At 64.5% G+C, this 23,130-nt stretch carries 23 protein-coding genes and 1 riboswitch; of the genes, 13 read left to right on the top strand and 10 right to left on the bottom strand.

Annotation, left to right across the window (positions count from 1 at the left end; genetic code table 11):
• Window positions 1-118 precede the first annotated feature (118 nt).
• Window positions 119-1,438 (top strand): PAS domain-containing methyl-accepting chemotaxis protein, encoded by a 1,320-nt coding sequence (locus tag FPB55_RS13520; RefSeq protein WP_115294315.1) that lies wholly within the window; start codon window positions 119-121, stop codon window positions 1,436-1,438.
• Here the strand turns inward: FPB55_RS13520 and FPB55_RS13515 are convergent.
• From FPB55_RS13515 to FPB55_RS13485, 7 genes are all read right to left on the bottom strand, one after another.
• Window positions 1,413-4,679, bottom strand: coding sequence for a transporter substrate-binding domain-containing protein (locus FPB55_RS13515; protein ID WP_144188421.1), 3,267 nt, complete (start codon window positions 4,677-4,679; stop codon window positions 1,413-1,415). The genes FPB55_RS13520 and FPB55_RS13515 overlap by 26 nt on opposite strands.
• Window positions 4,680-4,692: 13 nt before the next feature.
• Window positions 4,693-5,307, bottom strand: a complete 615-nt coding sequence (locus FPB55_RS13510; protein ID WP_009682293.1) for a response regulator transcription factor — start codon at window positions 5,305-5,307, stop codon at window positions 4,693-4,695.
• Window positions 5,308-5,581: 274 nt separating this feature from the next.
• Window positions 5,582-6,334 (bottom strand): precorrin-4 C(11)-methyltransferase, encoded by a 753-nt coding sequence (cobM, locus tag FPB55_RS13505; protein ID WP_047149585.1) that lies wholly within the window; start codon window positions 6,332-6,334, stop codon window positions 5,582-5,584.
• 33 nt (window positions 6,335-6,367) lie between these two features.
• Window positions 6,368-6,754 (bottom strand): cobalamin biosynthesis protein, encoded by a 387-nt coding sequence (locus tag FPB55_RS13500; RefSeq protein WP_009682290.1) that lies wholly within the window; start codon window positions 6,752-6,754, stop codon window positions 6,368-6,370.
• The gene (locus FPB55_RS13495) at window positions 6,754-7,440 is read right to left on the bottom strand and encodes a CbtA family protein (protein ID WP_009682289.1); all 687 of its coding nucleotides are present in this window, start codon (window positions 7,438-7,440) and stop codon (window positions 6,754-6,756) included. Before FPB55_RS13495 ends, FPB55_RS13500 begins: the two co-directional genes overlap by 1 nt.
• Window positions 7,441-7,450: 10 nt before the next feature.
• Window positions 7,451-7,639: a CbtB-domain containing protein gene (locus FPB55_RS13490; protein ID WP_009682288.1), complete on the bottom strand. Its 189-nt coding sequence runs from the start codon at window positions 7,637-7,639 to the stop codon at window positions 7,451-7,453.
• 92 nt (window positions 7,640-7,731) lie between these two features.
• A riboswitch (cobalamin riboswitch) is annotated at window positions 7,732-7,955 on the bottom strand.
• Window positions 7,956-8,026: 71 nt separating this feature from the next.
• Complete coding sequence (locus FPB55_RS13485; protein WP_029885123.1) at window positions 8,027-8,506, bottom strand: GNAT family N-acetyltransferase; 480 nt, start codon at window positions 8,504-8,506, stop codon at window positions 8,027-8,029.
• Between the two features lie 123 nt (window positions 8,507-8,629).
• On the opposite strand from FPB55_RS13485, the gene FPB55_RS13480 reads away from it, so the two are divergent.
• From FPB55_RS13480 to FPB55_RS13465, 4 genes are all read left to right on the top strand, one after another.
• Complete coding sequence (locus FPB55_RS13480; protein ID WP_009682286.1) at window positions 8,630-9,259, top strand: LysE family translocator; 630 nt, start codon at window positions 8,630-8,632, stop codon at window positions 9,257-9,259.
• A gap of 21 nt (window positions 9,260-9,280) precedes the next feature.
• Window positions 9,281-10,153 (top strand): alpha/beta hydrolase, encoded by an 873-nt coding sequence (locus FPB55_RS13475; protein WP_029885121.1) that lies wholly within the window; start codon window positions 9,281-9,283, stop codon window positions 10,151-10,153.
• A 96-nt stretch (window positions 10,154-10,249) separates the two neighbouring features.
• Complete coding sequence (locus FPB55_RS13470) at window positions 10,250-11,116, top strand: pirin family protein (RefSeq protein ID WP_115294319.1); 867 nt, start codon at window positions 10,250-10,252, stop codon at window positions 11,114-11,116.
• 246 nt (window positions 11,117-11,362) lie between these two features.
• Window positions 11,363-11,623 (top strand): DUF1652 domain-containing protein, encoded by a 261-nt coding sequence (locus FPB55_RS13465; protein WP_033690293.1) that lies wholly within the window; start codon window positions 11,363-11,365, stop codon window positions 11,621-11,623.
• Window positions 11,624-11,697: 74 nt separating this feature from the next.
• On the opposite strand, the gene FPB55_RS13460 is transcribed toward FPB55_RS13465, so the two are convergent.
• Together FPB55_RS13460 and alkB are read right to left on the bottom strand one after the other, a co-directional pair.
• Window positions 11,698-11,985, bottom strand: coding sequence for a hypothetical protein (locus FPB55_RS13460; RefSeq protein ID WP_029885118.1), 288 nt, complete (start codon window positions 11,983-11,985; stop codon window positions 11,698-11,700).
• A gap of 150 nt (window positions 11,986-12,135) precedes the next feature.
• Window positions 12,136-12,783: a DNA oxidative demethylase AlkB gene (gene alkB, locus FPB55_RS13455; protein WP_009682281.1), complete on the bottom strand. Its 648-nt coding sequence runs from the start codon at window positions 12,781-12,783 to the stop codon at window positions 12,136-12,138.
• 221 nt (window positions 12,784-13,004) lie between these two features.
• Between alkB and FPB55_RS13450 the strand changes: the two genes are divergently transcribed.
• The 8 genes from FPB55_RS13450 (at window position 13,005) to FPB55_RS13415 (ending at window position 22,093) form a co-directional block, all read left to right on the top strand.
• On the top strand, window positions 13,005-13,745 hold the full coding sequence (locus tag FPB55_RS13450; RefSeq protein ID WP_009682280.1) for a gluconate 2-dehydrogenase subunit 3 family protein: 741 nt from the start codon (window positions 13,005-13,007) through the stop codon (window positions 13,743-13,745).
• Window positions 13,746-13,748: 3 nt separating this feature from the next.
• Complete coding sequence (locus FPB55_RS13445) at window positions 13,749-15,533, top strand: GMC family oxidoreductase (RefSeq protein WP_115294320.1); 1,785 nt, start codon at window positions 13,749-13,751, stop codon at window positions 15,531-15,533.
• 12 nt (window positions 15,534-15,545) lie between these two features.
• Window positions 15,546-16,793: a cytochrome c gene (locus FPB55_RS13440; protein WP_144188419.1), complete on the top strand. Its 1,248-nt coding sequence runs from the start codon at window positions 15,546-15,548 to the stop codon at window positions 16,791-16,793.
• Between the two features lie 165 nt (window positions 16,794-16,958).
• Window positions 16,959-17,978, top strand: coding sequence for a LacI family DNA-binding transcriptional regulator (locus tag FPB55_RS13435; RefSeq protein WP_144188417.1), 1,020 nt, complete (start codon window positions 16,959-16,961; stop codon window positions 17,976-17,978).
• A gap of 67 nt (window positions 17,979-18,045) precedes the next feature.
• Complete coding sequence (locus tag FPB55_RS13430; protein WP_144188415.1) at window positions 18,046-18,825, top strand: TIM barrel protein; 780 nt, start codon at window positions 18,046-18,048, stop codon at window positions 18,823-18,825.
• On the top strand, window positions 18,818-19,768 hold the full coding sequence (locus tag FPB55_RS13425) for a sugar kinase (RefSeq protein WP_144188413.1): 951 nt from the start codon (window positions 18,818-18,820) through the stop codon (window positions 19,766-19,768). Before FPB55_RS13430 ends, FPB55_RS13425 begins: the two co-directional genes overlap by 8 nt.
• 58 nt (window positions 19,769-19,826) lie before the next feature.
• Window positions 19,827-21,119, top strand: a complete 1,293-nt coding sequence (locus tag FPB55_RS13420) for an MFS transporter (protein WP_009682274.1) — start codon at window positions 19,827-19,829, stop codon at window positions 21,117-21,119.
• Between the two features lie 11 nt (window positions 21,120-21,130).
• Window positions 21,131-22,093 carry a D-glycerate dehydrogenase gene (locus FPB55_RS13415; protein WP_009682273.1) on the top strand — a complete coding sequence of 321 codons (963 nt, stop codon included), beginning with the start codon at window positions 21,131-21,133 and terminating at the stop codon, window positions 22,091-22,093.
• Window positions 22,094-22,126: 33 nt separating this feature from the next.
• On the opposite strand, the gene FPB55_RS13410 is transcribed toward FPB55_RS13415, so the two are convergent.
• Window positions 22,127-23,083, bottom strand: coding sequence for an endonuclease (locus tag FPB55_RS13410; protein WP_029885110.1), 957 nt, complete (start codon window positions 23,081-23,083; stop codon window positions 22,127-22,129).
• Window positions 23,084-23,130: the final 47 nt, after the last annotated feature.

Here is a 23,130-nt window from a genome sequence, read left to right as displayed (position 1 = left end):
CCCTGGCGACATGCCGGCGTAACAGAAATGGAGTAATCACAAAGCGATGGCACTGTGCTTGCACCGCGCATACGGCCATCTATGCTCATGAAACCGCGCATAAAGGAGGCCCGGCGTCATGTTCGATTTCCATCGCAAATCCGATTTGGTCGAGATCCAGCGCAGCCATCAGGCATTGGCCGACGCACAGGCCAAACTGGCTGCCATCAGTCGCTCCATGGCAATGGTCGAATTCGCCCCGGATGGCACCATTCTCGACGCCAACGACCGCTTCTGCCAGGCCATGGGTTACAGCGCTGAAGAGCTGCGCGGCAAGCACCACCGGCTGTTCTGTGAGCCGGGCTATGCCCAGAGCGCCGAGTACCAGCAACTGTGGCATGAGCTCGGCCAGGGCAAGGCCATCAGCGGCACATTCGAGCGCGTCGACAAGGCCGGCCGTGAAGTCTGGCTGGAGGCCAGCTACATGCCCGTGCTGGATGCCCAGCGCCAGGTCAGCAGCGTGATCAAGGTGGCGTCCGACATCAGTCAGCGCGTCGCCCTTGAGCATGAAAGCGAAAGCCTGCTGAAGGCGATCAGCCGCGCCATGGCAGTGATCGAGTTCACCCCGCAAGGGCGGGTGATCAAGGCCAACCAGAACTTCCTGGACACCATGGGTTACCGGCTCGACGAGGTGGTAGGCCGCCACCATGGCCTGTTCTGCCTGCCGCACGAGCGTGAGTCGGCCGAGTACCGCCAGTTCTGGGCCTCGCTGAACCGTGGCGAATACCACTCGCACCGCTTCGAGCGGGTGAACAAGCAAGGCCAGACGGTGTACCTGGAAGCCTCCTACAACCCGATTTTCGACAGCAAGGGCCGCCTGTACAAGGTGGTCAAGTTCGCCAGCGACATCACCGACCAGGTCTGTACCCAGCAAAGTGCCGCCGATGCGGCCCATGCCAGTTCGGTGCAGACCGATGCCTGCGCGCGCAAAGGCACCGAAGTGGTACAGCAGACCGTGCAGGTGATCGAGCAGATTTCCGTGGAGCTCAACGACGCAGCGCGCAGCATCGATGCGGTGAGCAAACAGTCGGATGTGATCGGGCAGATTGTGCTGACCATTCGTGGTATCGCCGACCAGACCAACTTGCTGGCGCTGAATGCGGCCATCGAAGCCGCCCGTGCCGGCGAACACGGGCGCGGTTTTGCCGTGGTCGCCGACGAGGTGCGCAACCTGGCCGCGCGCACCAGCAAGGCTACCCTGGAAATCGTCGATGTGGTGCGGCAGAACCACGACCTGTCGCTGCTGGCTGTGGCCAGCATGCAGTCAAGCCTGAACCGCACCGGCCATGGCGTGGCGCTGGCCAATGAAGCCGGCACGGTGATCATGGAGATTCAGCAAGGCTCAAGGCACGTGGTCGATGCCATCAGCCAGATCAGTTCGACGCTGCAATTGCATTGAGCGCAGCACGCATATCGTCCAGCAGGGCCTGCAGGCTGGCTTGCAGCCGTGCGCGCGGCTCGTCGGTCGGCGAGCCTTGCGCCTGGGCCGCTTCGATCGCTTCGCAATCCTGGACCACGGTGCGTACCCTGATCATCTTGGCACCGCCCTTGATGCGGTGGGCCAAGGCACGCAGCGCCTCTTTTGGCGCGTCCGCCGCCAGCGCATGCAGGGCCGCCAGGTCTTCACCAACGCTGATCGACAGTTGCTCGAGCAAATGCCTGGTGAGCTGCGCGTCGTCCTGAGTCAGGTGGCGTAGCTCATCCAGGTTCAAGCCGCCCGCGCGCGCTGTTGGCGCAGGTGGGCGGGCCTGGGGCAGGTGGGCTTTGAGGGTTCGCAAACCTATCGGCTTGAACAGGCAAACGTCCATCCCGCTGGCCAGGCAGCGGGTACGTTCCTCGGCCTGGGCATTGGCGGTGATGCCCAGAATCCGGCACCTGGGCAGGCTGCGCTCGGCCTCGAACTGGCGAATGCGCCGGGTGAGTTCATGGCCATCCATGACCGGCATGCTGCAATCGGTGATCACCACATCGAAGCGCCCCGCTTGCCAGCGGCCCCAGGCGACTTCACCGTTCTGCGCCAGGCTCACCTGGTGCCCAAGGGTGTGCAATTGCCGTTCCAGCAATAGCAGGTTGGCAGGGTAGTCGTCGACGATCAGCACATTCAAAGGGCCGTCGCTGTTTTCCAGTTGGGCCGGGTCCTCGGGCACGGCTGCCGGGGGCGCGCAGGTGGGCAGCTGCAGGTTCACTTGCACCCGGGTGCCGACGCCTTCGACGCTTTGCAGCTTCAGCGTGCCGCCCATCAGCTCGGCAAGCGTGCGGCTGATGACCAGGCCCAAGCCTGCGCCCTGGCGGGCCCTGGGGCCGTCGGCCTGGACAAAGGCATTGAACAGGCGGGCCTGGTCGGCAGGGCTGATACCGATGCCGGTGTCGCGCACATCCAGCTCCACCGGCAACATGTCATGGCCGGCGATAACCGGCAGAAGCAGGTTGGCCTGCACCTCGCCACGGTCGGTGAACTTGATGGCGTTGCTGATCAGGTTCGACAGGATTTGCTTGAGCCGCAGCGGGTCCGCCAGCACCCAGGCCGGTTCAGCGGGCACTTCGCCGTGCAGGTGCAGGCCCTTGGCCCGGGCGTTGCCTTCGAACACGCGCAAGGTGGCGCGCACCAGTTCGCGCAGGTCCGTGGGCACGGGTTGCAGGGTGATGTGCCCGGACTCGATCCGGGAAATATCGAGAATGTCGCCAATCAGTTCCAGCAGGCCAAGCGCTGAATCATGGGCCGTCTGCAGCGTATGGATATCGCTGCGGCCGCTACGGCAGTCCTCCAGCGCAAGTTCCAGCAACCCGATCACGGCATTCATCGGGGTGCGGATTTCATGGCTCATGGTGGCCAGGAACGTGCTTTTGGTCTGGCTGGCCTGTTCAGCGTCGTCCTTGGCCTGGCGCAATTGCTCCAGCAGCCCGCGGCTCAGCGCGAGCTGGTCCTGCAGGGCGTGTTGAGCCTCGGTGCGCTGGTTGATCAGCTTGCGCAGGTAGCTGTTCCAGAACACCACGCCGGCCAGCAGCAGCGCCGACAGCACCAGCACTTGCAGGGCGAGGGTGCGGTAGTCGCGCCACGGGCTGTCGCTGACCAGTGAGCTGGTGCGCCAGCGGTTGATCAGCTGCGCCAGTTCTTCAGGCGGAATGCTCAGCAGTGCCTTGTCGAGAATGGCCTGGAGCTGGGGCTGGTCGGCGGCCACGGCGAAGGCGGCCAGGGCCGGGTCTTCATCGAGCACACTGGCAATGCGCAGGCGGTCCTTGAATACATGGCTGATGTAGTACGCCGCATTGATGTGGTTGCTCAGGGCGACGTCGGCACGGCCATTGGCCACGGCCTCCATCAGGCCCAGCGGGTTGTCCACCTCGACCAGGCGGGCCTGCGGGTAGCGTTGCTGCAGCAAGGCGCGTTGCGGCGAGCCTTTGACCACCGCGATACGCTGGCCGTCCAGGGCCTTCAAAGGGGCGGGTGCGGTGGTGTCGCTGCGGGTGACCAACACCCTTGGGCTGACCAGGTAAGGCCGGGTGTAGCGCAGTTGCCTGGCGCGGTCTGCGCCGTAGCCCAAGGCGCCGATCATCAGCGCATCACCTTGGTTCAGCCGCTCGACCATGTGGTAGGCCGATGTGCTTTCAACGGTCTTGAACTGCAACCCAGTGCGCAAGCCGATCTGCTTGAGCAGATCCAGGGTGATGCCGTTGGCGTTGTCCTGGGCGTCGTTGAAGGTCAAGGGCGCCAGTGATGTGTTGATCAGCACGTTGACCACGGGGTGCTCGGCGATCCAGGTTTCCTCTTCGGCACTGAGGGCCGTCAGGTGGCGCTGCAACAACAGGCTGGTATTGCCACCGCTCCAGCGGCGCAGGATGTTCAGCCGTTCGCTTTCACTGATGCGGGCCAGTGCCTTGTCGACCAGCTGGCGCAAGTGCAGGTTGTCGCTGGACAGGGCGAACGCGAACGCTTCGGGGGCGGCCGGGGAAAAGTGGTCGATCTTCAACGTGCCCTGGAAGCTTTTGCCGATCATGAAGTCGGTACTGATGGCGTCGCCCAGGTAGGCGTCGGCCTCGCCCAGTTCGACAGCGGCCAGCCCGGCCAGGGTGGAGCGGTACAGGCTCAGTTGCGCCTTGGGGTACAGGCTGCGTACGGTATTGGCGGGCAGGTAGTGATCAACCATGGCCAGGCGCAGGCCGGCCAGGTCGGGCGTGGCCTTCAGGCTGCGCCCCTCCCGGGTCACGACCACCGGCAGGTCGTCGGCATAGGGTGAGCTCAGGCTGAGGTGGGCGTCTGCTGCCTCGAAGGCGTTGGAGCTGCCCAGCAGGTCGATGCGCCCCTCATGCAGGGCAGTGATGGCTTCGTGGCGGCTGGCAAAACGGCGCACTTCGATGCCAATGCCAAGCTGCTCGCCGATCAGGCCGGCGTAATCGGCGCTCAGGCCTTCGTAGTCACGGGGGCTGACATTGATCTCGAAGGGCGGGTAGTCCGGCCGCGAACTGCCCAGTACCAGTTGCCGGTGCTGCTGCAGCCACTGGCGGTCTTCGGCCGAGAGCGCCAGCGGCGCGGCAGCACTGACCGAGCGCGCCAACAACTGCCGGGGTTCGCTGCTGGCCTGCAACCCGCTGGCATTGGCCAGGCTGATGATCATGAAGGCGCTCGCCAGCAGGAACTTCATGCTCGCCAGCCGCTCAGTAGACGCTATTGCGCTTGGCCAGGTCGACCATCTCGACCAGCGATTCGGTCTTGAGTTTTTCCATGATGCGGCCCCGGTAGGTGCTGATGGTCTTGGCGCTCAGGTTCATGCAGGTTCCAATGTTCTTGTTGTTCTCGCCGCGTGCCAGGCGCCGCAGCACTTCCATCTCACGGTTGGAAAGGCTGGCCAGGCGCACCGGTTCGCTCTCCAGGGAGTTGCTGTTGACCGACATCTGCGGAAACGTCGAATAGCCCTTCACCAACGCCTTGAGGGCGAACAGCAGGGCCTCGTGGTCTTCTTCCTTGGTGACGAACGCGCCGATACCGGCATCCAGGCAACGGCGCACGTACAAGTCGGTGGCCTGGCCAGTGAGCACCATGATCTTGGGGGTTGGCTCCAGGCACTGAAGGCGCTTGATGACCTCCATGCCGTCCAGGCCAGGCAGGCCGATATCCAGCACCACCACGTCCGGGCGCAGTTCACGGGCCACCTGCGCCACCTCGCTGCCATTGCCGACTTCGCCGACGACATGGAAGCGCTCACGCTCGAGCAGTAGGCGCAACGACAACCGCACGATAGGGTGGTCGTCGACGATCAGCACGGTTGTCATGGGGAAAACTCCTGTCAGGATGTGGTCCGCTTCCTGGAACACTCAGGAATACGTTTGCAAGCGGGTTAATCGGAAGCGCAGCACCATACGGCCAAACCTGACGTTTGGTAATCCCGAGTATAGAAGTGTTGAAAGTTTCCGGACTACTTGTCGAAAATTCCTACAAGTAGTGGAAAAACATCACCACTGCCACAATGGTGATGTCAGACAGGAAAGGGCGCTCAGGCGCAGCCAGTGGGGTTTCGACCCTGTGCAGGGGCAAGCCTGGGCGTGCTCAGTCGCCAAGCCGATACAGGTGGGCGTGACCGGCACGGTACAAGGCGGATTCGGCGAACGGCGCATCCCCCAGTACATGGCCTACCAGAATCAGTGCCGTGCGCCGGAAGTGCTTGGCGGCGCTGCGCTCGACGATGTTGCCCAGCGTGCCGCGCACCCAGTCCTGGTCTGGCCAGGTGGCGCGGTGCACCACGGCCACCGGGCACTCGGTGCCGTAGTGGGGCAGCAGCGCTTCAACGATCCGTGGCAGGTGCTTGACCCCCAGGTGAATCGCCAGGGTGCTGCCGTGGCGGGCCAGGTCGGCCAGCTGTTCCCCGGGTGGCATTGGCGAACTGTCGCCGTAGCGGGTCAGAATCACGGTCTGCGCCACTTGCGGCAGGGTCAGTTCACAGCCGAGCAGGGCAGCGCTGGCGGCCGTGGCAGTGACCCCGGGGATGATCTGGTAGTCGATACCCAGTGCCTTGAGGTGGCGGATCTGCTCGCCGATGGCGCCGTACAGGCTGGGGTCGCCGCTGTGTACGCGGGCGACATCCTGGCCGTGTTCGTGGGCGGTGCGCATGGCTGCGATGATCTGCTCCAGGTGCAGTTCGGCGCTGTTGATCACGGTACTGGCCTGGTGGCCTTCGAGCACGGCAGCCGGCACCAGCGAGCCTGCGTAGATGATCACCGGGCATTGGCGGATCAGCCGCTGGCCCTTGACCGTGATCAGTTCGGGGTCGCCGGGGCCGGCGCCGATGAAGTAGACGGTCATGCAATGTCCTTGCAAAAAAAGGGTATGGCGCGTTCAGCAGGCCAGGGCGAGTGTCGCCGGGCCGAGCACCTGGCGCTTGAGCAACAGCCGTGGGCTGCCTTGTTGCCGATCGGCCAGGGCCAGTGCGGTGCTCTCGGCCACGCCCCAACACCCGGTGTGGGCATGGGCGGCGGCGGAGCGGTGGCTGAGCAGTGGCTGGTAAGCGTGCAGTTGCTGGCTATGGTACAGCACCAATGGCACACCCAGGTGCTCGGCCAGCTGCTGCAAACCCGGCTCGTCAGCCTTCAGGCTGATGCTGGCGATGCCGCGCAGGTCTGCCAGTGCCAGGCCGTGGTTGGCCAGGGCCTGGCACAACAGGGTGTGCAGGGTGGCCGCCGGGCAACCCCGGCGGCAGCCAAAACCGGCATAGAAAGTGCCCATCAGGCCTGGCTGGAACGGCGGAACAACCAGGCGCTGAGCAGGCCCAAGGCCAGCCAGAACGCCGCATTGGTCAGCCACGAGGCCAGCTTGAACTGGGTTTCCAGGGCCTGCGGGGCCAGGCTTTGGTGAACCTCGGGCTGCGGGGCGCCGAGCACATGCGGAATTACCAGCAGCACCGCGCCCAGCACTTTCAGCAGCCCGTGGCGGGCGAACACCAACAAGGCCAGGCCGAGCGCGGTGGCGCTGGCGGTGCCGACCCACCAGGCCTGGCGTTGCCCCAGGTCTGCTGCAGCGGTGCCTGGCAGTTCGGGCGGCAAGCCCAAGGTCGGGGCCAGGCAGAACACGGCGAACCCGGCCAGCCCCCACAAGGCACCGGTACTGGCGCGGGTGGGCGCGCGCAAGCTGTACAGCGCGGCGAGAACAAGGGCGAAGCCGACGGCAACCACCAGGTTGCCGCCCGTGGTGGCGAGCACCCGTTGCCAGCCATCTTCCGGCGACCAGGCCTCGGCGCTGTGTTCATGGGCAGGCACTTCACTGCCATGCTCATGGTGCGCGGCAGGTGCCGAGGACTCGTAGGTTTCCGCCTGAAGAATCAGCGGGGCCACCCAGAAGCTTTGCAGCAAGGTCAGCAGCAGGGCGGCGAGCAGCCCGCTGAAACCCGCAGTGCGGGCAATGCGCATGATCATGGGGGCGTACTCAGTGGCAGGGGAAGGCGGCGCTGTGGCGGGTGTCGTGGGCGGCGTTATGCACCGCCTCGATGTGCGAGAACCCGGCGAAGTAGACCAGGCACAGGCCCAGCAAGCTGGCACCGACGGCAATGATGACGCGCTGGCTGAGGGTAGCGGGGGTGGCAAGGCTGTGTGGCTTGGTGCTGGCGACGGGCATGACGCGTTCCTCTGCTTTTTGTGGGCAATGGGCAGGCGCGGCAGCCCCGGGCGCGGTTACCCAGGGGAATGCAACAGCGCCCGCCCACCGCGGGTTGTTCATGAACGCCAGGCCGGTCTCCGGGCTTGCGAGGAGGAGCAGGGCTCCTGGCAAGCGTCACCTTCCCATGCCGCACTACATGGCACAGTGGTACAGACGCTTCGCTCGCTTACCGTTGCGGGGGCAGCACCGGCATTGTCGGGCCCTGGTCAGGGCCTGCGACGCACCGGTTTCCCGTTTCACCCCATGAAGGGGCACCTGAACGTGAGGCGTAAGGAGAGCATGGGGCGGCCCTGGCGTCAATTACCCGGTGGGCTGCGCATGTGCCTGGGCCGGGTGGAGCAACCGTTAGCCCCGCGCGAATGCCGCCAGCTTGTCCCCGTCCAGGCGGTAGCGTACCCACTCATCCTGGGCCTCGGCGCCCAGCTTCTGATAAAAGCCGATTGCCGGCTCGTTCCAGTCCAGCACGCTCCACTCCAGGCGCCCACAGTTGTTGGCCACCGCCTCGCGGGCGATGTGCTGCAGCAACTGGCGGCCAGCCCCGTCACCGCGCTGTTCGGGGGTGATGTACAGGTCTTCCAGGTAGATGCCGTTGCGCCCCAGCCAGGTGGAATAGCTGTAGAAATACACGGCAAAGCCGATCGCCTGGCCATCGCGTTCGCAGATCAGGCTGTGCACGGTACTGCCTGCACCGAACAGGCTGTGCTCGATATCGGCCAGGGTCGCGACCACCTCGTGGCGCGCGCGCTCGTACTCGGCCAGCTCGGTGATGAAGTTGAGGATCTGCGCGGCATCGGCAGGCGCGGCAGGGCGAATGGAAAGGCTCATGAGACGGCTTCCTTGATCCAGGATGGCAGTACAGTGAAGTGTATCTGCATAATTTGTTTTAACTGTATTGGTCGCCGAGGAGGACGACTCCGGTAGTGTGGCAGCACCCTCAATGAAAGTGGAATGCCCGCCATGCTTGCCTCTGTCGACCTGCTGAGCGCCTTCGTGCTGTTCGCCTTTGTATCTTCGATCACGCCAGGTCCAAACAACACCATGCTGCTGGCCTCGGGCGTGAACTTCGGCGTGCGCCGCTCGGTACCCCATGCCCTGGGTATCAGTTGCGGTTTCATGGTCATGGTGCTGGCGGTCGGCCTGGGCCTGGGTGAAGTCTTCAAGGCCTGGCCGCCGCTGTACACGGTATTGCGCTACACAGGCGCGGCCTACTTGCTGTACCTGGCCTGGAAAATTGCCACTTCCGGGCCTGTGGATGCTGCCTCGCCTGGCGCGCGCAAGCCGCTGGGCTTCTGGGGCGCAGCCGCATTCCAATGGGTCAACCCCAAGGCCTGGGTAATGGCAGTGGGGGCCATTACCACCTACACCCCGGCGCAAGGCTACGTGACCAATGTAATGGTCATTGCCGCAGTGTTCGCGTTGGTCAACCTGCCGAGCGTGGGCGTGTGGGTGATGTTCGGCAGCGCCTTGCGCAACCTGCTGCAGAACCCGCGCTGGCTGATGCTGTTCAATGTCCTGATGGCCCTGCTGCTGGTGATTTCACTGTACCCGCTGCTATTTGTAGAATCGGTGTTTCCCTAGCATTGCGAGTGCCGTAAACCCATGCAGTTGATTCCCTGGTCCCATGAATGCGCCGAAGGCTTCACCTTGCGTGGTTGGCGAACCCCGGCCAGCGGCAAGCCACTGCTGCATTTCTTGCATGGCAACGGTTTTTGCTGTTTGGCCTACCAGCCGTTGCTGATGCGCCTGGGTGAACACTTCGACCTGTGGCTATGTGATGTGCAAGGGCACGGTGACAGTGACCATGGCGGGGCGTTTCTGGGTTGGAACCGTACGGCGGCGCTGGCCGTGGAGGCCTTCGAAGCGGGCCGTGGCGAATACGGCGAGGTGGCCCGGTTTGCCGTGGGACACAGCTTCGGCGGCGTGTTGACCGGGCTGATGTTGGCCAGTGACCCGCAGTTGTTCGGCCGTGCTGTGCTGCTCGATCCGGTGTTGTTCAGCCGCCGAATGCTCGGCGTGATGGGCGCCGCGGCGCTGGTTGGCCTGCACCAGCGTCATGCCTTGGCGCGCAAAGCCGCCAGCCGCCGCAGCCATTGGCCTGATCGCACAGCGGCGCTGGCTTCGCTGCAGGGCCGGGGCATCTTCAAAGGCTGGGCCGATGCGGCGTTGCAGGCGTATGTCGAGCATGCCATCGGCGATTGCGGCGAGGCCGTGGTGCTCAAGTGCCGACCCAGCCGCGAAGTGGAAATCTTCAGCTCGTTCCCCAAGCGCATGTGGGCCAGCCTGTGTGCAATCAATACCCCGACCCACGTGATCTATGGCAAGCACACCTATCCGTTCGTGCCACGCTCGGTGCAGCGCTTGGTGTCGCTGAATGCCAGCATCAGTGCGCAGGAGGTCGCCGGTGGGCACTGCTTCATGCAGGAAGACCCGGCGATGGCAGCCGAGCAGGTGCTGGCTTTCTTGCAGCGGTGATTGTTCTGTAGGTGGAACGATGTGGGCCGTTAAAGCCCTCTACCGGCAGATTGTCATCATTGATAAGGTGATCCAAACCGAAACAGGAGCCTTCTCATGAAAACCATTCTGGGTATCCACCACAGCCCCCACGCCCATTGGGTGGGTGATGGCTTCCCGGTCCGCAGCCTGTTCACCTATGACCACCTGGCCAGCCATATCAGCCCGTTCCTGCTGCTGGACTATGCCGGCCCGCATGCGTTCACCCCAACCCAGGCCCGGCGCGGCGTTGGCCAGCACCCGCACCGTGGTTTCGAGACAGTGACCATTGTCTACCAGGGCGAGCTGGAGCACCGCGATTCCACGGGTGCCGGCGGCCTGATCGGGCCGGGCGATGTGCAATGGATGACCGCCGCCAACGGCATCATCCATGAAGAATTCCATTCGCCAGCCTTTGCCGAGCGGGGCGGCATGCTGGAGATGGTGCAGCTGTGGGTCAACCTGCCCGCTCGCGACAAACGTGCGGCGGCGGGCTACCAGACGCTGCTGGCCAGCGATATCCCGGTGGTAGCGCTGGATGACGGGGCCGGCAGTGTGCGGGTGATCGCCGGGCATTACCACGGTCACCTGGGGCCGGCGCGCACTTTCACGGCCATGGACGTCTGGGACCTGCGCCTGAACAATGGCGCTGCCTTGGCGTTGCCGGTGGCCGCCGGGCGCAACGCGGCGCTGGTGGTATTGCGCGGCCGCGTGCGGGTCAATGGTGAGCGCGAAGCCGGGCCGTCCAGCCTGGTGCTGTTCGACCGCGAGCACGCGGATGTACGGGTCGAAGCGCTCGAAGGTGCCAGCGTGTTGCTGCTGAGCGGTGAGCCGATCGACGAGCCGATCGTGGGTTACGGCCCGTTCGTGATGAACAGCCAGGCGGAGATTGCCGAGTCGTTCGACGACTTCCATGCCGGGCGGTTTGGCCAGTTGCAGCAGTAGAAGGGCGCGGGGCGCCGGTGCCGGCCCCCACGGAAGCCCTGCGCAACCATTCGTCGTGAAGTTCGTTGCTGCGACCGAACACCCGATCCCGGCAGGCGATCTTCCACTAAGGTGCTAGAGGATTCCCCGCATCATCATTGCCCCGGGGCATGGACGCCCGCCGCGGCATGCGCATTATCAATTGGCACCCAGCCCCACGAGGGCGTACTTCCTCACAACAGGCCATCCCACCGAGAGGGTCGTACCATGTCGTTGATAGGAGTTTCCATGCTCGAGCTGCGGCAGTTGATCGAGCATGCTTGCCTGCCAGATCGCTGTGAAATCAGCTGTACCGATGGTGCCAACCTGACCATCCGGCTCGGTCAGGGCCAGAGCCTCGATGAGTGCTGCACCCTCAGCGGGGTGCCATTGCGCAGCCTCAACAGCTGCCGCGATGTGCTGAACCTGGTGGAGCAATTGCATACCCTGCGTGACCGCCCGCCTGCACCGCTCAAGTCCATCGCCTGATGCGAGTGCGCGAACCCCGCCCAGCCCTTGGCTGGCGGGGGAAGGGCTGCGCGCAGCCGCCAGCCGTAGATCGCCTACTGCAGTTCCACCAGCAGGTTCAACCCGCCATCGCCACACTTGCCCTTGTCGCGAACGACCCCATGGTAGCTGCGACCGTCCCACATGAACGCCACGCTATGGGCACGCTCGACCTTGTGCGGGAGCGGTGGGCAGATGTGTACACGCAGGGCCGCGCGGCCCTGCAGATTCAAGGGCGCAAGTTGGCACTGGCATTCCACGGACTGCGCAACCGGCCCGAACAGGGTATCGCGAACGTAGTCCAGTTGCAGTGAGGCATTGGGTGCACGGCCGGGCATCCTCATAGGGATTCGACTCGTTGATTACGGCAAGGGCGGCAGGTCTGGCAAGGCATGACGGACTCCTGGCGGGCAGCACTGTAATTATGCTCTGAACCCTGGGGTGGCCAGTCGTTCAACCTGTTTCATGCCTGTGTGGCACAGGCCCGACAAAGCCTAGCCGCCCGCCTTGCGCAAGGTGAGGTTGATGCGCCGCTCGCCCATGCGCGGGTGCACGCCGGGCTTGATCGGCAGTACGCCATGAAAGCGCAGGCGGTCTTCGCCGCCCCACACCAGCACATCGCCGTGGCTGAGGGCTATGCGCTGGGTTTTGTCGGCCCGCTGCAACCCGCCGAACAGGAACACCGCCGGCAGGCCCAGCGACAGTGAAACGATCGGTTGGCCGAAATCGTGCTCGTCACGGTCCTGGTGCAGGCTCAAACGTGTGCCCGGCAGGTAGTGGTTGATCAGGCAGGCGTCCGGGGTGAAACCGTCGAAACCGGCCATGGCGGCAGCGCGGTTGGCCAGGGTGAGCAATATCGGCGGCAAGGCAGGCCAGGGCTGGCCGGTCAGCGGGTCCGAACGGCTGTAGCGGTAACCCTGTGCATCACTGACCCAGCCAAGTGTGCCGCAATTGCTCAGCGCCACCGCCATGCGCAGCCCGCCGGGCGTGTGCATGTGCCGAAACGGTGCGGCACGCAGTACCGGGCGCAACGCGTCGAGCAGTGGTTCGACATCGCCCAAGGCAAACCTGGGCAACAGCACGGTTTCGCTTGCCAGGCGTTGTGGCTGAGGGCCGAACAGGTCGAGGTCGGACTGAATCATGGCCTGGTTATCGAATGGGGTAGGCCCATTGTACTGGGCTTCGTCGCCCAGGCCTATGCGCGGCTCAATACCCGTGGTCGCAATGTCAAGATTGAAACCGGTTTCAAAAGATTTCTGAACGCGCTAGATTACTCGGCTGTCTTTTTGAAGGCCCAACAAGACCCGCCCGCACAACACCAGATGGCGCTTATAAGGCCGCCCGCAGCCGATGAGGATTCACCATGCCCGAGCATGCTCCCGACAACCCGCGCAGGGACTTTCTGCGCAAGACCTTGACCTTGATCCCCGTGGTGACCGTCGCCAGCACCGGGCTCGGGGCAGGTGCCAGCCAGCTGCTGGCCGCGCCGCAGCAGGAACCGAAGGTGCCGGCAGCGCCACCGGCGGGCACGTACCAGCCAACCTTCTTCAGTGCCGAGGAATGGGCCTTCGTGCAGGCCGCCGTAGCGCGCATCATCCCTGCCGATGCCCTCGGGCCCGGTGCGCTTGAAGCCGGGGCCGCCGAGTTCATAGACCGGCAGATGAATACCCCCTACGCGACCGGGGCTCAGTGGTACATGCAAGGCCCGTTCAACGCCGACGCCCCACCCGAACTGGGCTATCAACTGCAGTTGAACCCGCAGCAGATCTACCGCCTGGGCATCGCCGCAGTGGATGGCTGGTGCAAGGCCAACAGTGGGCAAGTGTTCGCTGCCCAAGACAGCGCTACCCAGGACCGGATACTCGGCAAGGTCGAGGCGGGTGAGCTGGCATTCGAGGCAGTACCGGCCACGGTATTCTTCAGCCTGCTGGTGCAGAACACCCGTGAGGGGTTCTTCTGTGACCCGATTCATGGCGGCAACAAGGGCATGGTCGGCTGGACCCAGATCGGCTTCCCGGGCGCGCGCGCCGACTTCATGGACTGGGTGGAGCGCAACGAGCCGTACCCGTTCCCGGCTGTATCGATCCGCGGCGAGAGGGCCTGAGGCATGGCGACTGTTTTGAAAAAGGTGGATGCCGTCATTGTCGGTTTTGGCTGGTCGGGTGCGATCATGGCCAAGGAGTTGACCGAAGCCGGCCTGCAGGTGGTGGCCCTGGAGCGCGGGCCGATGCAGGACACCTACCCGGAGGGTAGCTACCCGCAGGTAATCGACGAGCTCACCTACAGCGTGCGCAAGAAGCTGTTCGTCGACGTGTCGAAAGAAACCGTCACCATTCGCCATAGCGTGAACGACGTGGCACTGCCCAACCGCCAACTGGGCGCCTTCCTGCCTGGCAAGGGCGTGGGTGGGGCAGGCTTGCACTGGTCGGGTGTGCATTTCCGGGTAGACCCGGTCGAGTTGCGCCTGCGCAGCCATTACGAGGAGCGCTACGGGCGCAAGTTCATCCCCGAGGGCATGACGATCCAGGACTTCGGCGTCAGCTACGAAGAGCTGGAACCGTATTTCGACTTTGCCGAGAAAGTGTTCGGCACCTCTGGCCAGGCCTGGACGGTCAAGGGCCAGCTGGTAGGTGAGGGGCGGGGTGGCAACCCTTATGCACCCGACCGTTCCAACCCGTTCCCGCTGCCGGCGCAGAAGAACGTGGTGTCGGCCAGGCTGTTCGAAAAGGCCGCCAGCAGCCTGGGCTACAAGCCCTACAACCTGCCTTCGGCCAACACGTCAGGGCCTTACACCAACCCCTACGGCGCGCAGATGGGGCCGTGCAACTTCTGTGGTTTCTGCAGCGGCTACGTGTGCTACATGTATTCCAAGGCATCGCCGAATGTGAATATTCTGCCAGCGCTGCGCCAAGTGCCGAATTTCGAGTTGCGGGCCAACGCCCATGTGCTGCGGGTGAACCTGGACGACAGCAAGCGCAAGGCTACCGGCGTGACCTACATCGACGCCCAGGGGCGCGAGGTGGAGCAGCCGGCCGACCTGGTGATCCTGGCGGCGTTCCAGTTCAACAACGTGCGCTTGATGCTGCTTTCCGGTATCGGCAAACCCTACGACCCGGTGAGCAACGAGGGTGTGGTCGGGCGCAACTTTGCCTACCAGAACATGGGCACGGTCAAGGCGTTCTTCGACAAGGACACCTACACCAACAACTTCATCGGCGCCGGTGGCAATGGCATTGCCATCGATGACTTCAACGCCGACAACTTCGACCATGGCCCGCATGGCTTCGTCGGTGGCTCGCCAATGTGGGTGAACCAGGCTGGCAGCCGGCCCATCGCCGGTACTGCCAACCCGCCTGGCACCCCGGCCTGGGGCAGCGCCTGGAAGAAGGCCACGGCCGACTATTACACCCATCAGGTGTCGATGGACGCCCACGGCGCCCACCAGTCCTACCGTGGCAATTACCTGGACCTGGACCCGACCTACCGGGACGCCTACGGCCAGCCACTGCTGCGCATGACCTTCGACTGGCAGGAAAACGACATCAAGATGAACCAGTTCATGGTCGACAAGCTGAGCAAGATTGCCCAGGCGATGAACCCCAAGGCCATTGCCGTGCTGGGCAAGAAGGTCAAGGACCACTTCAACACCGCCAGCTACCAGACCACCCACCTGAACGGCGGCGCGATAATGGGCACCGACCCGACAACCAGCGCGCTCAACCGTTACCTGCAGTGCTGGGATGTACACAATGTGTTCGTTCCGGGGGCATCTGCATTCCCCCAGGGGCTGGGTTACAACCCCACCGGGCTGGTGGCGGCGCTGACCTACTGGTCGGCTCGGGCCATTCGTGAGCAGTACCTGAAAAACCCCGGCCCGCTGGTCCAGGCTTGAGGAGCGATGAGCATGAAGACAATGTTGATCGCAACCCTGCTACTGGGCGCCGGCGTGGCTGGCCAGGCCGTTGCCGCTGAGGATGCGCAGGTGCGCCAGGGTGAATACCTGGCCCGCGCCGGTGACTGTGTGGCCTGCCACACCGCCAAGGGGGGCAAGCCCTTCGCCGGTGGCCTACCGATGCAAACACCTATCGGCACGGTGTACTCCACCAATATCACCCCGTCCGCCAGTGGCATTGGCCATTACAGCTTCGAAGACTTCGACCAGGCTGTACGCAAAGGCATCGGCAAGGACGGCAGCACCCTGTACCCGGCCATGCCATACCCTTCGTACGCGCGGATCACCGAGCAGGACATGCAGGCGCTGTACGCCTATTTCATGAAGGGCGTCGAGCCGGTGGAGCAGCCCAACCAGGCTACCGATATTCCCTGGCCGCTGAGCATGCGTTGGCCGTTGGCCATCTGGCGTGGCATGTTCGCGCCTGCGGCAACGCCCTGGCAAGCCTCGGCAGCGGCTGACCCGGTGGTCGACCGTGGCGCGTACCTGGTCGAAGGCCTGGGGCATTGCGGTGCCTGCCACACCCCGCGGGCGCTGACCATGCAGGAAAAGGCGCTGAGCCCGGCCGAGGGCAAGCAGTTCCTTGCCGGCAGCGCGCCATTGGAGGGCTGGATCGCCAAGAACCTGCGCGGCGATCACAAGGACGGCCTGGGCAGTTGGAGCGAAGCCGAGCTGGTGCAGTTTCTCAAGACCGGGCGCAGTGACCGCAGTGCGGTGTTCGGCGGCATGAGCGACGTGGTCGAGCACAGCATGCAATACATGACCGATGCCGACCTGACGGCAATTGCCCGTTACCTGAAGACCCTGCCGCCCAGCGACCCGAACGACCAGCCGCATGTCTACGACAAGCAGGTGGCCGATGCCCTGTGGCGCGGTGACGACAGCAAGCCTGGCGCCGCGGTGTACATCGACAACTGTGCCGCTTGCCACCGAACCGATGGCCAGGGCTACACCCGTGTGTTCCCGGCCCTGGCCGGCAACCCGGTGGTGCAGACGGCGGACGCCACCTCGCTGATCCATGTGGTGCTGGCAGGCGGCACGGTGCCGGCGACGCACACCGCACCGTCGAACTTCACCATGCCAGCGTTTGGCTGGCGGCTGAGCGACCAGGAAGTTGCCGAGGTGGTGAACTTCATCAGGACCAGCTGGGGTAACCAGGCGGGGGCGGTTACCGCCGGGGATGTGAAGGCATTGCGCTGAGAGGGGTTGCCTCAGGTTCGGCGAAGGCATTGTGTCGCCGAACCTGGCCTTGCCCGGCTGGCCAGCCCGCTCGCTTCGGCCGACCAACGGCATATTGACGAAAGCACCAAGTTTTGGTGTATTGAAACCGGTTTCATCGTCCACCTAATAATCATAAGGACACCCATGACCGACGCGCCTGCCCATGCCCGCGAACGGGTCACCATCAGCGAAGTCGCGCGAGTCGCTGGCGTTTCCAAAGCCACCGTCTCACGCTACATCGGTGGCGATCGCCAGTTGCTGGCCGACGCCACCGCCAAGCGCCTGGCCGAGGTCATCGAACGCCTTGGCTACCGCCCTAACCAGATGGCCCGTGGCCTCAAGCGCGGGCAGACGCGCCTGATCGGCATGCTGGTTGCCGATATTCTCAACCCCTATTCCGTAGCCGTGATGCATGGCGTGGAAACCGCCTGCCGCCAGCATGGCTACAGCCTGGTGGTGTGCAACACCAACCGTGACGACGACCAGGAGCGCCACCACCTGGTCGCCCTGCAGAGCTACAACGTCGAAGGCCTGATCGTGAACACGCTGGGGCACCACCCTGGCGAACTGCTCAACCTCCAGCGCGACCTGCCCATGGTGCTGGTCGACCGTCAACTCCCTGAACTGAACGCCGACCTGGTCGGCCTGGACAATGCCGACGCCGTCGAGCAGGCCCTGGACCACCTGCAGGCACGCGGCTACCGGGATATCCTGGCGGTCAGCGAGCCGCTCGATGGCACCAGCTCGCGCCTGGAGCGGGTGCAGGCGTTCGGGGCCTCGGTCAGCCGCCGCCCAGGCATGCGTCAGCAGGTGCTGGAAACCGGCGCTGGCCTGGCAGGGCGGTTGGCCGCGTTCCTGGCTGACCGCGGTCATGGCCCGCAAGCCATTTTTACCTGCAACGGTGTTGCCACCCTGGCCGTGACCAGGGGCCTGCATGACGCCGGGTGCAACCTGTTTGCCGATGTCGGCTTGGTCGCACTCGACGATCTGGACTGGTACCCCCTGGTCGGCACTGGCATCACGGCATTGGCCCAGCCTACCGAACGCATCGGCGTAGCAGCCTTCGAAAGCCTGCTCGGCCGGCTTCGCGGCGATGGCGCAGCGGCACGACGCATCGAATTCAAGGCCACCCTGGTCATCCGCGGCTCGACCCGACCCCAGTAAGCAGCGGCAGGCCTTGTGCCTGACGCTGCCGTATAAAAATGAAACCGGTTTCAAAAGGATAAAAACAATGTACCCGAACCCCGTTTCCATCAGCCTCTCCAGCTATGGCGCCGACTTTGTCCGGCAACGTGGCCAGGAGCAGTTTCTCGACCTTTTGGCCGCCGCAGGCGTCAGCCGGGTGGAGTTGCGTGAAGAATTGTTCGTCAGTGCACCCGATGCCGCGGCACTGGGTGCCGTGATTGCCGGGTTGGGCATGGAGTGCCTGTATTCGACCCCTCTGGAGCTGTGGACGGCGCAGGGCGTGCCCGACCCTTCGCTGGTGCACAAACTGGACACCGCGCGGGCGTTGGGCGCGGTGGCGCTGAAAGTGTCCCTAGGCCATTTCGATGAACACTGCGACCTTTCGGCCTTGGCGGCGCTGCTGCCAGCGCAGGGGCCGTTGCTGTTGGTGGAAAACGACCAGACCCCGCAAGGCGGCAGAATCGAGCCCCTGCAGCGCTTCTTCGAGCAGGCCGATGCATGCGGCCTGAACCTGGGCATGACGTTCGATATCGGTAATTGGCACTGGCAGGGCGAGGTGGCGTTGCACGCTGCCCGGCAACTTGGCCGGTGGGTGCACTATGTGCATTGTAAGGGCGTACAGCGCCGTGCCGACGGCCGCCTGGTCGCCGTGCCGCCGCAAGCATCAGACCTGCGGGCCTGGGCCGAGCAATTGGCCGAATTCGCCCCTGGGGTGGTACGCGCCGTCGAGTACCCCCTGGCCGGCGACGACCTGTTGGCCCTGACCCGGGCCCAGGTGCACAGCCTGTCGCGGCTGGGTGCTGACCAGGAGGTGGCCCATGCATGAGCATGACGTGCTGTGCTTTGGCGAAACCATGGCCATGTTCGTCGCCGAGCACTGCGGCGACCTGGCCAGTGTCGGGCAGTTCGGCAAGCGTATCGCCGGCGCGGACAGTAACGTGGCCATCGGCCTTGCACGGCTGGGCTTCAAGGTGCGTTGGCTGAGCCGGGTAGGTGACGACTCGCTGGGGCGCTTCGTGCTCGACAGCCTGCGCCGTGAAGGCCTGGACTGTTCGGCGGTGGAAGTGGATGGCCACTGCGCCACCGGCTTCCAGCTCAAGGCCCGTTGCGATGATGGCAGCGATCCCGCGGTCGAATACTTCCGCCGGGGGTCGGCAGCCAGCCGGCTGTCGCCTGCGCTGCTGCAACCTGGCTTGCTGCAAGCGCGCCACCTGCATGCCACGGGCATCCCGCCGGCGCTGTCGGAAAGCTGCCGGGCACTGTCGCACGGGCTCCTCGACGCCATGCGTGCAGCCGGGCGCAGCATCTCGTTCGACCCCAACCTGCGGCCCTCGCTATGGCCGGACCAGGCCAGCATGGTGCGCGAAATCAATGCCCTGGCGAGCAAAGCCGACTGGGTCTTGCCTGGCCTGGAAGAGGGCCGCCTGCTGACGGGCCAGCACAGCCCCGCCGATATCGCAGCGTTCTACCTCGACCAAGGCGTGGAACTGGTGGTGATCAAGCTGGGCGACGCCGGGGCCTACTGGCGCAGTGGCAACGGCGAGGGCCAGGTCGCCCCTGTAGTCGTCAGCCGAGTCGTGGACACCGTCGGCGCCGGTGATGCGTTCGCCGTGGGCGTGCTCAGCGCACTGCTCGAGGGGCGCCCAGTGGGAGAGGCGGTGGCGCGAGGCAACTGGTGCGGCAGCCGCGCCGTGCAATCGCGCGGCGACATGGAAGGGCTGCCGCTGCGTCACGAACTGGAGGCCTACGACCTGCGCAGAAGTGCCTGAATGCTTTAACCGGAATCACCTGTTGCCACAAAAACAACAAGCTCAGGAGTCACAGACCATGCAAAGCCAAAAACTGGCACCGCGTCGCTGGTGGTACATCATCCCGATCGTGTTCTTCACCTACAGCCTGGCTTATCTGGACCGCGCCAACTACGGCTTCGCCGCCGCCTCGGGCATGGCCGAAGACCTGCACATCACGCCCGTGCTGTCGTCCTTGCTGGGGGCGTTGTTCTTCCTTGGCTACTTCTTCTTCCAGGTACCTGGGGCCATCTACGCTGAAAAACGCAGCGTGAAGAAGCTGATATTCGTCTGCCTGATCCTCTGGGGCGGTTTGGCCACGCTTACCGGGATGGTCAGCAATGTCTACATGCTGATCGGCATCCGCTTCCTGCTGGGCGTGGTCGAGGCCGCAGTGATGCCCGCCATGCTGGTGTACTTGTGCCACTGGTTCACCCGTGCCGAGCGCTCCCGCGCCAACACCTTCCTGATGCTGGGCAACCCGGTCACCATCCTGTGGATGTCGGTGGTGTCGGGTTACCTGATCAAGCATTACGACTGGCGCTGGATGTTCATCATCGAGGGCCTGCCGGCGGTGATCTGGGCGTTCTTCTGGTGGCGCCTGGTGGATGACCGCCCAGCCCAGGTCAGCTGGCTGAGCGCCCAGGAAAAAGCAGACCTGCAACAGGCGCTGGCAGCCGAGCAGCAGGGCATCAAGCCGGTCAAGAACTACCGCGAGGCATTCCGCTCACCGCAGGTGATCATCCTGGCGCTGCAGTACTTCTGCTGGAGCATTGGCGTGTACGGCTTCGTGCTGTGGTTGCCGTCGATCCTCAAGCAGGCGGCCAACGTCGACATTGTGCAGGCCGGCTGGCTGGCCTCGGTGCCCTACCTGGCGGCGGTAGTGGCCATGGTGGGCGTGTCCTGGGCCTCTGACCGCGTGCAAAAGCGCAAGCGCTTCGTGTGGCCGCCGCTGCTGATCGCTGCCGTGGCGTTCTATGGCTCTTATGCCCTGGGCACCGATCACTTCTGGTGGTCGTACGCGCTGCTGGTGGTCGCTGGCGCCTGCATGTACGCGCCCTATGGCCCGTTCTTCGCCATCGTGCCCGAGATACTGCCGGCCAATGTCGCCGGGGGTGCCATGGCGCTGATCAACAGCATGGGGGCGCTGGGCTCTTTCGGCGGCTCCTGGCTGGTGGGCTACCTCAATGGCGCCACGGGTGGGCCTGGCGCCTCGTACCTGTTCATGTGCGGTGCGCTGCTGACTGCCGTGGCGCTGACGGCCGCCCTCAATACTTCCCAGACCTCCGGCCGGGCCAAACGCAATGGCACGCGCCTGGCGCTGAACCCTTAGGAATGACTGCAATGAAAAAACGAATCGTCTTGTACAAGCGCCTTTCCGATGACCTGATGGCGCGCCTGCACGCCCAGGTGGACGTGACCTGGGTGGACATTGCCCAGCCCGATGGCCTGGCGCGCCTGCGCGATGCCTTGCCAGGGGCGCACGGTTTGCTGGGCGCCAGCCTGCGCCTGGACGCCAGCCTGCTCGATTTGGCGCCGCAGCTGGAGGTTGTGTCCAGCGTTTCGGTCGGGGTGGACAACTACGACGTTGCGCAGCTCAGCCGCCGTGGCGTGATGCTGACCAATACCCCGGACGTGCTGACCGAAACCACGGCGGACACCGGTTTCGCCCTGATCCTGGCGACCGCCAGGCGCGTGGTGGAGCTGGCCAACTGGGTGCGTGACGGCCAGTGGCAGGCCAACCTGGGGCCGGCGCATTTTGGCTGTGATGTGCATGGCAAGACGCTGGGCATCGTCGGCATGGGCCGCATTGGCGAAGCGTTGGCCCGGCGTGCTGCCGCAGGCTTTGGCATGCGCGTGCTGTACCACAGCCAGCGCGCCAAGCCCGACGTGGAAGCACGCCACGCTGCGCGCCAGTGCAGCCTGGACGCGCTGTTGCAGCAAGCGGACTTCGTCTGCCTGACGGTACCGCTCAGTGCCAGTACTGAAGGGCTGATCGGTGCGCGTGAGCTGGGGTTGATGAAGCCCGAGGCGATTCTGGTGAACATTTCCCGCGGGCGGGTGGTGGACGAGGCTGCGCTGATCGACGCGTTGCGCGCCAGGCGTATCCGTGGTGCAGGGCTGGATGTGTTCGTGCAGGAGCCGTTGCCGATCGACTCGCCACTGCTGCAGTTGGACAACGTGGTAGCAACCCCGCACATCGGCTCTGCAACCCAGGAAACCCGCCAGGCCATGGCGCGCTGTGCAGTGGACAACCTGCTCAGCGCGCTGGCGGGCGAGCGGCCTGCGAACCTGGTCAACGGCTGATAGAAAGCAGCGCTGTGGCGCGCCCGCGCGCCGTCAGCGGCAGTTACCGGCCTTGCGGTAACCTGCCGCCTGCGCCTCACCTTCATTGGCGAAACTGACCTGGTTCTTGGCCGCTACCTGGGTGTAGCCGGGGCAGCCCACTGCCAGGTGGTAGACGTGGCTGTTGCGGTTGCCCAGCACCGAACCCGGCGCCCCGGCATTGGCCTGGCCCGGCTTGCCTGGTGCCTGGGCGGGCGCCGATTGCGCCACGCCAACCCCGCTGGGTTTGTAATCAGCCGTCCACTTGCGCTGGCCGCTGACGAAAGGGTTGGCATGCCCCATGATCGCGGCGATGCGGCGGTCGCGCTCCTTTTCCCACGCTGACACCGGGTACTGCTTGTCCCAGGCCATCAGCACTTGTTGCTGCTGGCGCGACATGTTCAGGCGATAGCGGTCGTACATGTAGAACGTGGTGCGGGCCACCAGGCCTTTGACTTCGTCACGGGGCTCGGCGGCGCGCTGGGCGAAATCCACCTTGGTGGTGCACTGGCCGTATTCGCCGGCGTTGCCGCTGACCATGCCGTAGTTGAAGTTGCTGCGGTCGCCATTGACCTCACCCACGGCCGGGTACAGGTTGAACAGGTCGGCCTCCATGGCGCGGAACACGGGGTCGCTGTCCACACAATGCTCGCGCCCACCGTTCTTCCAGCATTGGCGCTGGTTGCCGAAGGTATAGGCCGGCACGATGTGTTCCCATTCGGTGCGCTCGGCGCGATTTTGCTGCTTGCGCGTCTGATAGCCGCACGACGCCGCATCGACCCGCCCACCGGACTTGCCGACCCAGGTCCATTTGCAGCCGCAATACAGGTCGCCCATGGCACTGCTGGCTTGGTCCAGGTACACCTTCTGCTTGGCCACGACCTTGGCCTCGGTGAAGGTGGCAGGGGGTGTGGCCCACGCGGGCAAGCTAAAGGAAAATAGTAGAGTTACGGCATAAAGCAGTGATTTCATGAGAGAAAATATTCAAATGCGAGGACGCGCATTGTAATACTTTCATC

This window comes from Pseudomonas sp. BJP69, assembly GCF_007633355.1.
Classification (GTDB): Bacteria; Pseudomonadota; Gammaproteobacteria; order Pseudomonadales; family Pseudomonadaceae; genus Aquipseudomonas; species Aquipseudomonas juntendi.
The sequence above is the reverse complement of the archived record's forward strand: the minus strand, read 5'-3'. Positions and strand labels throughout refer to the sequence as shown.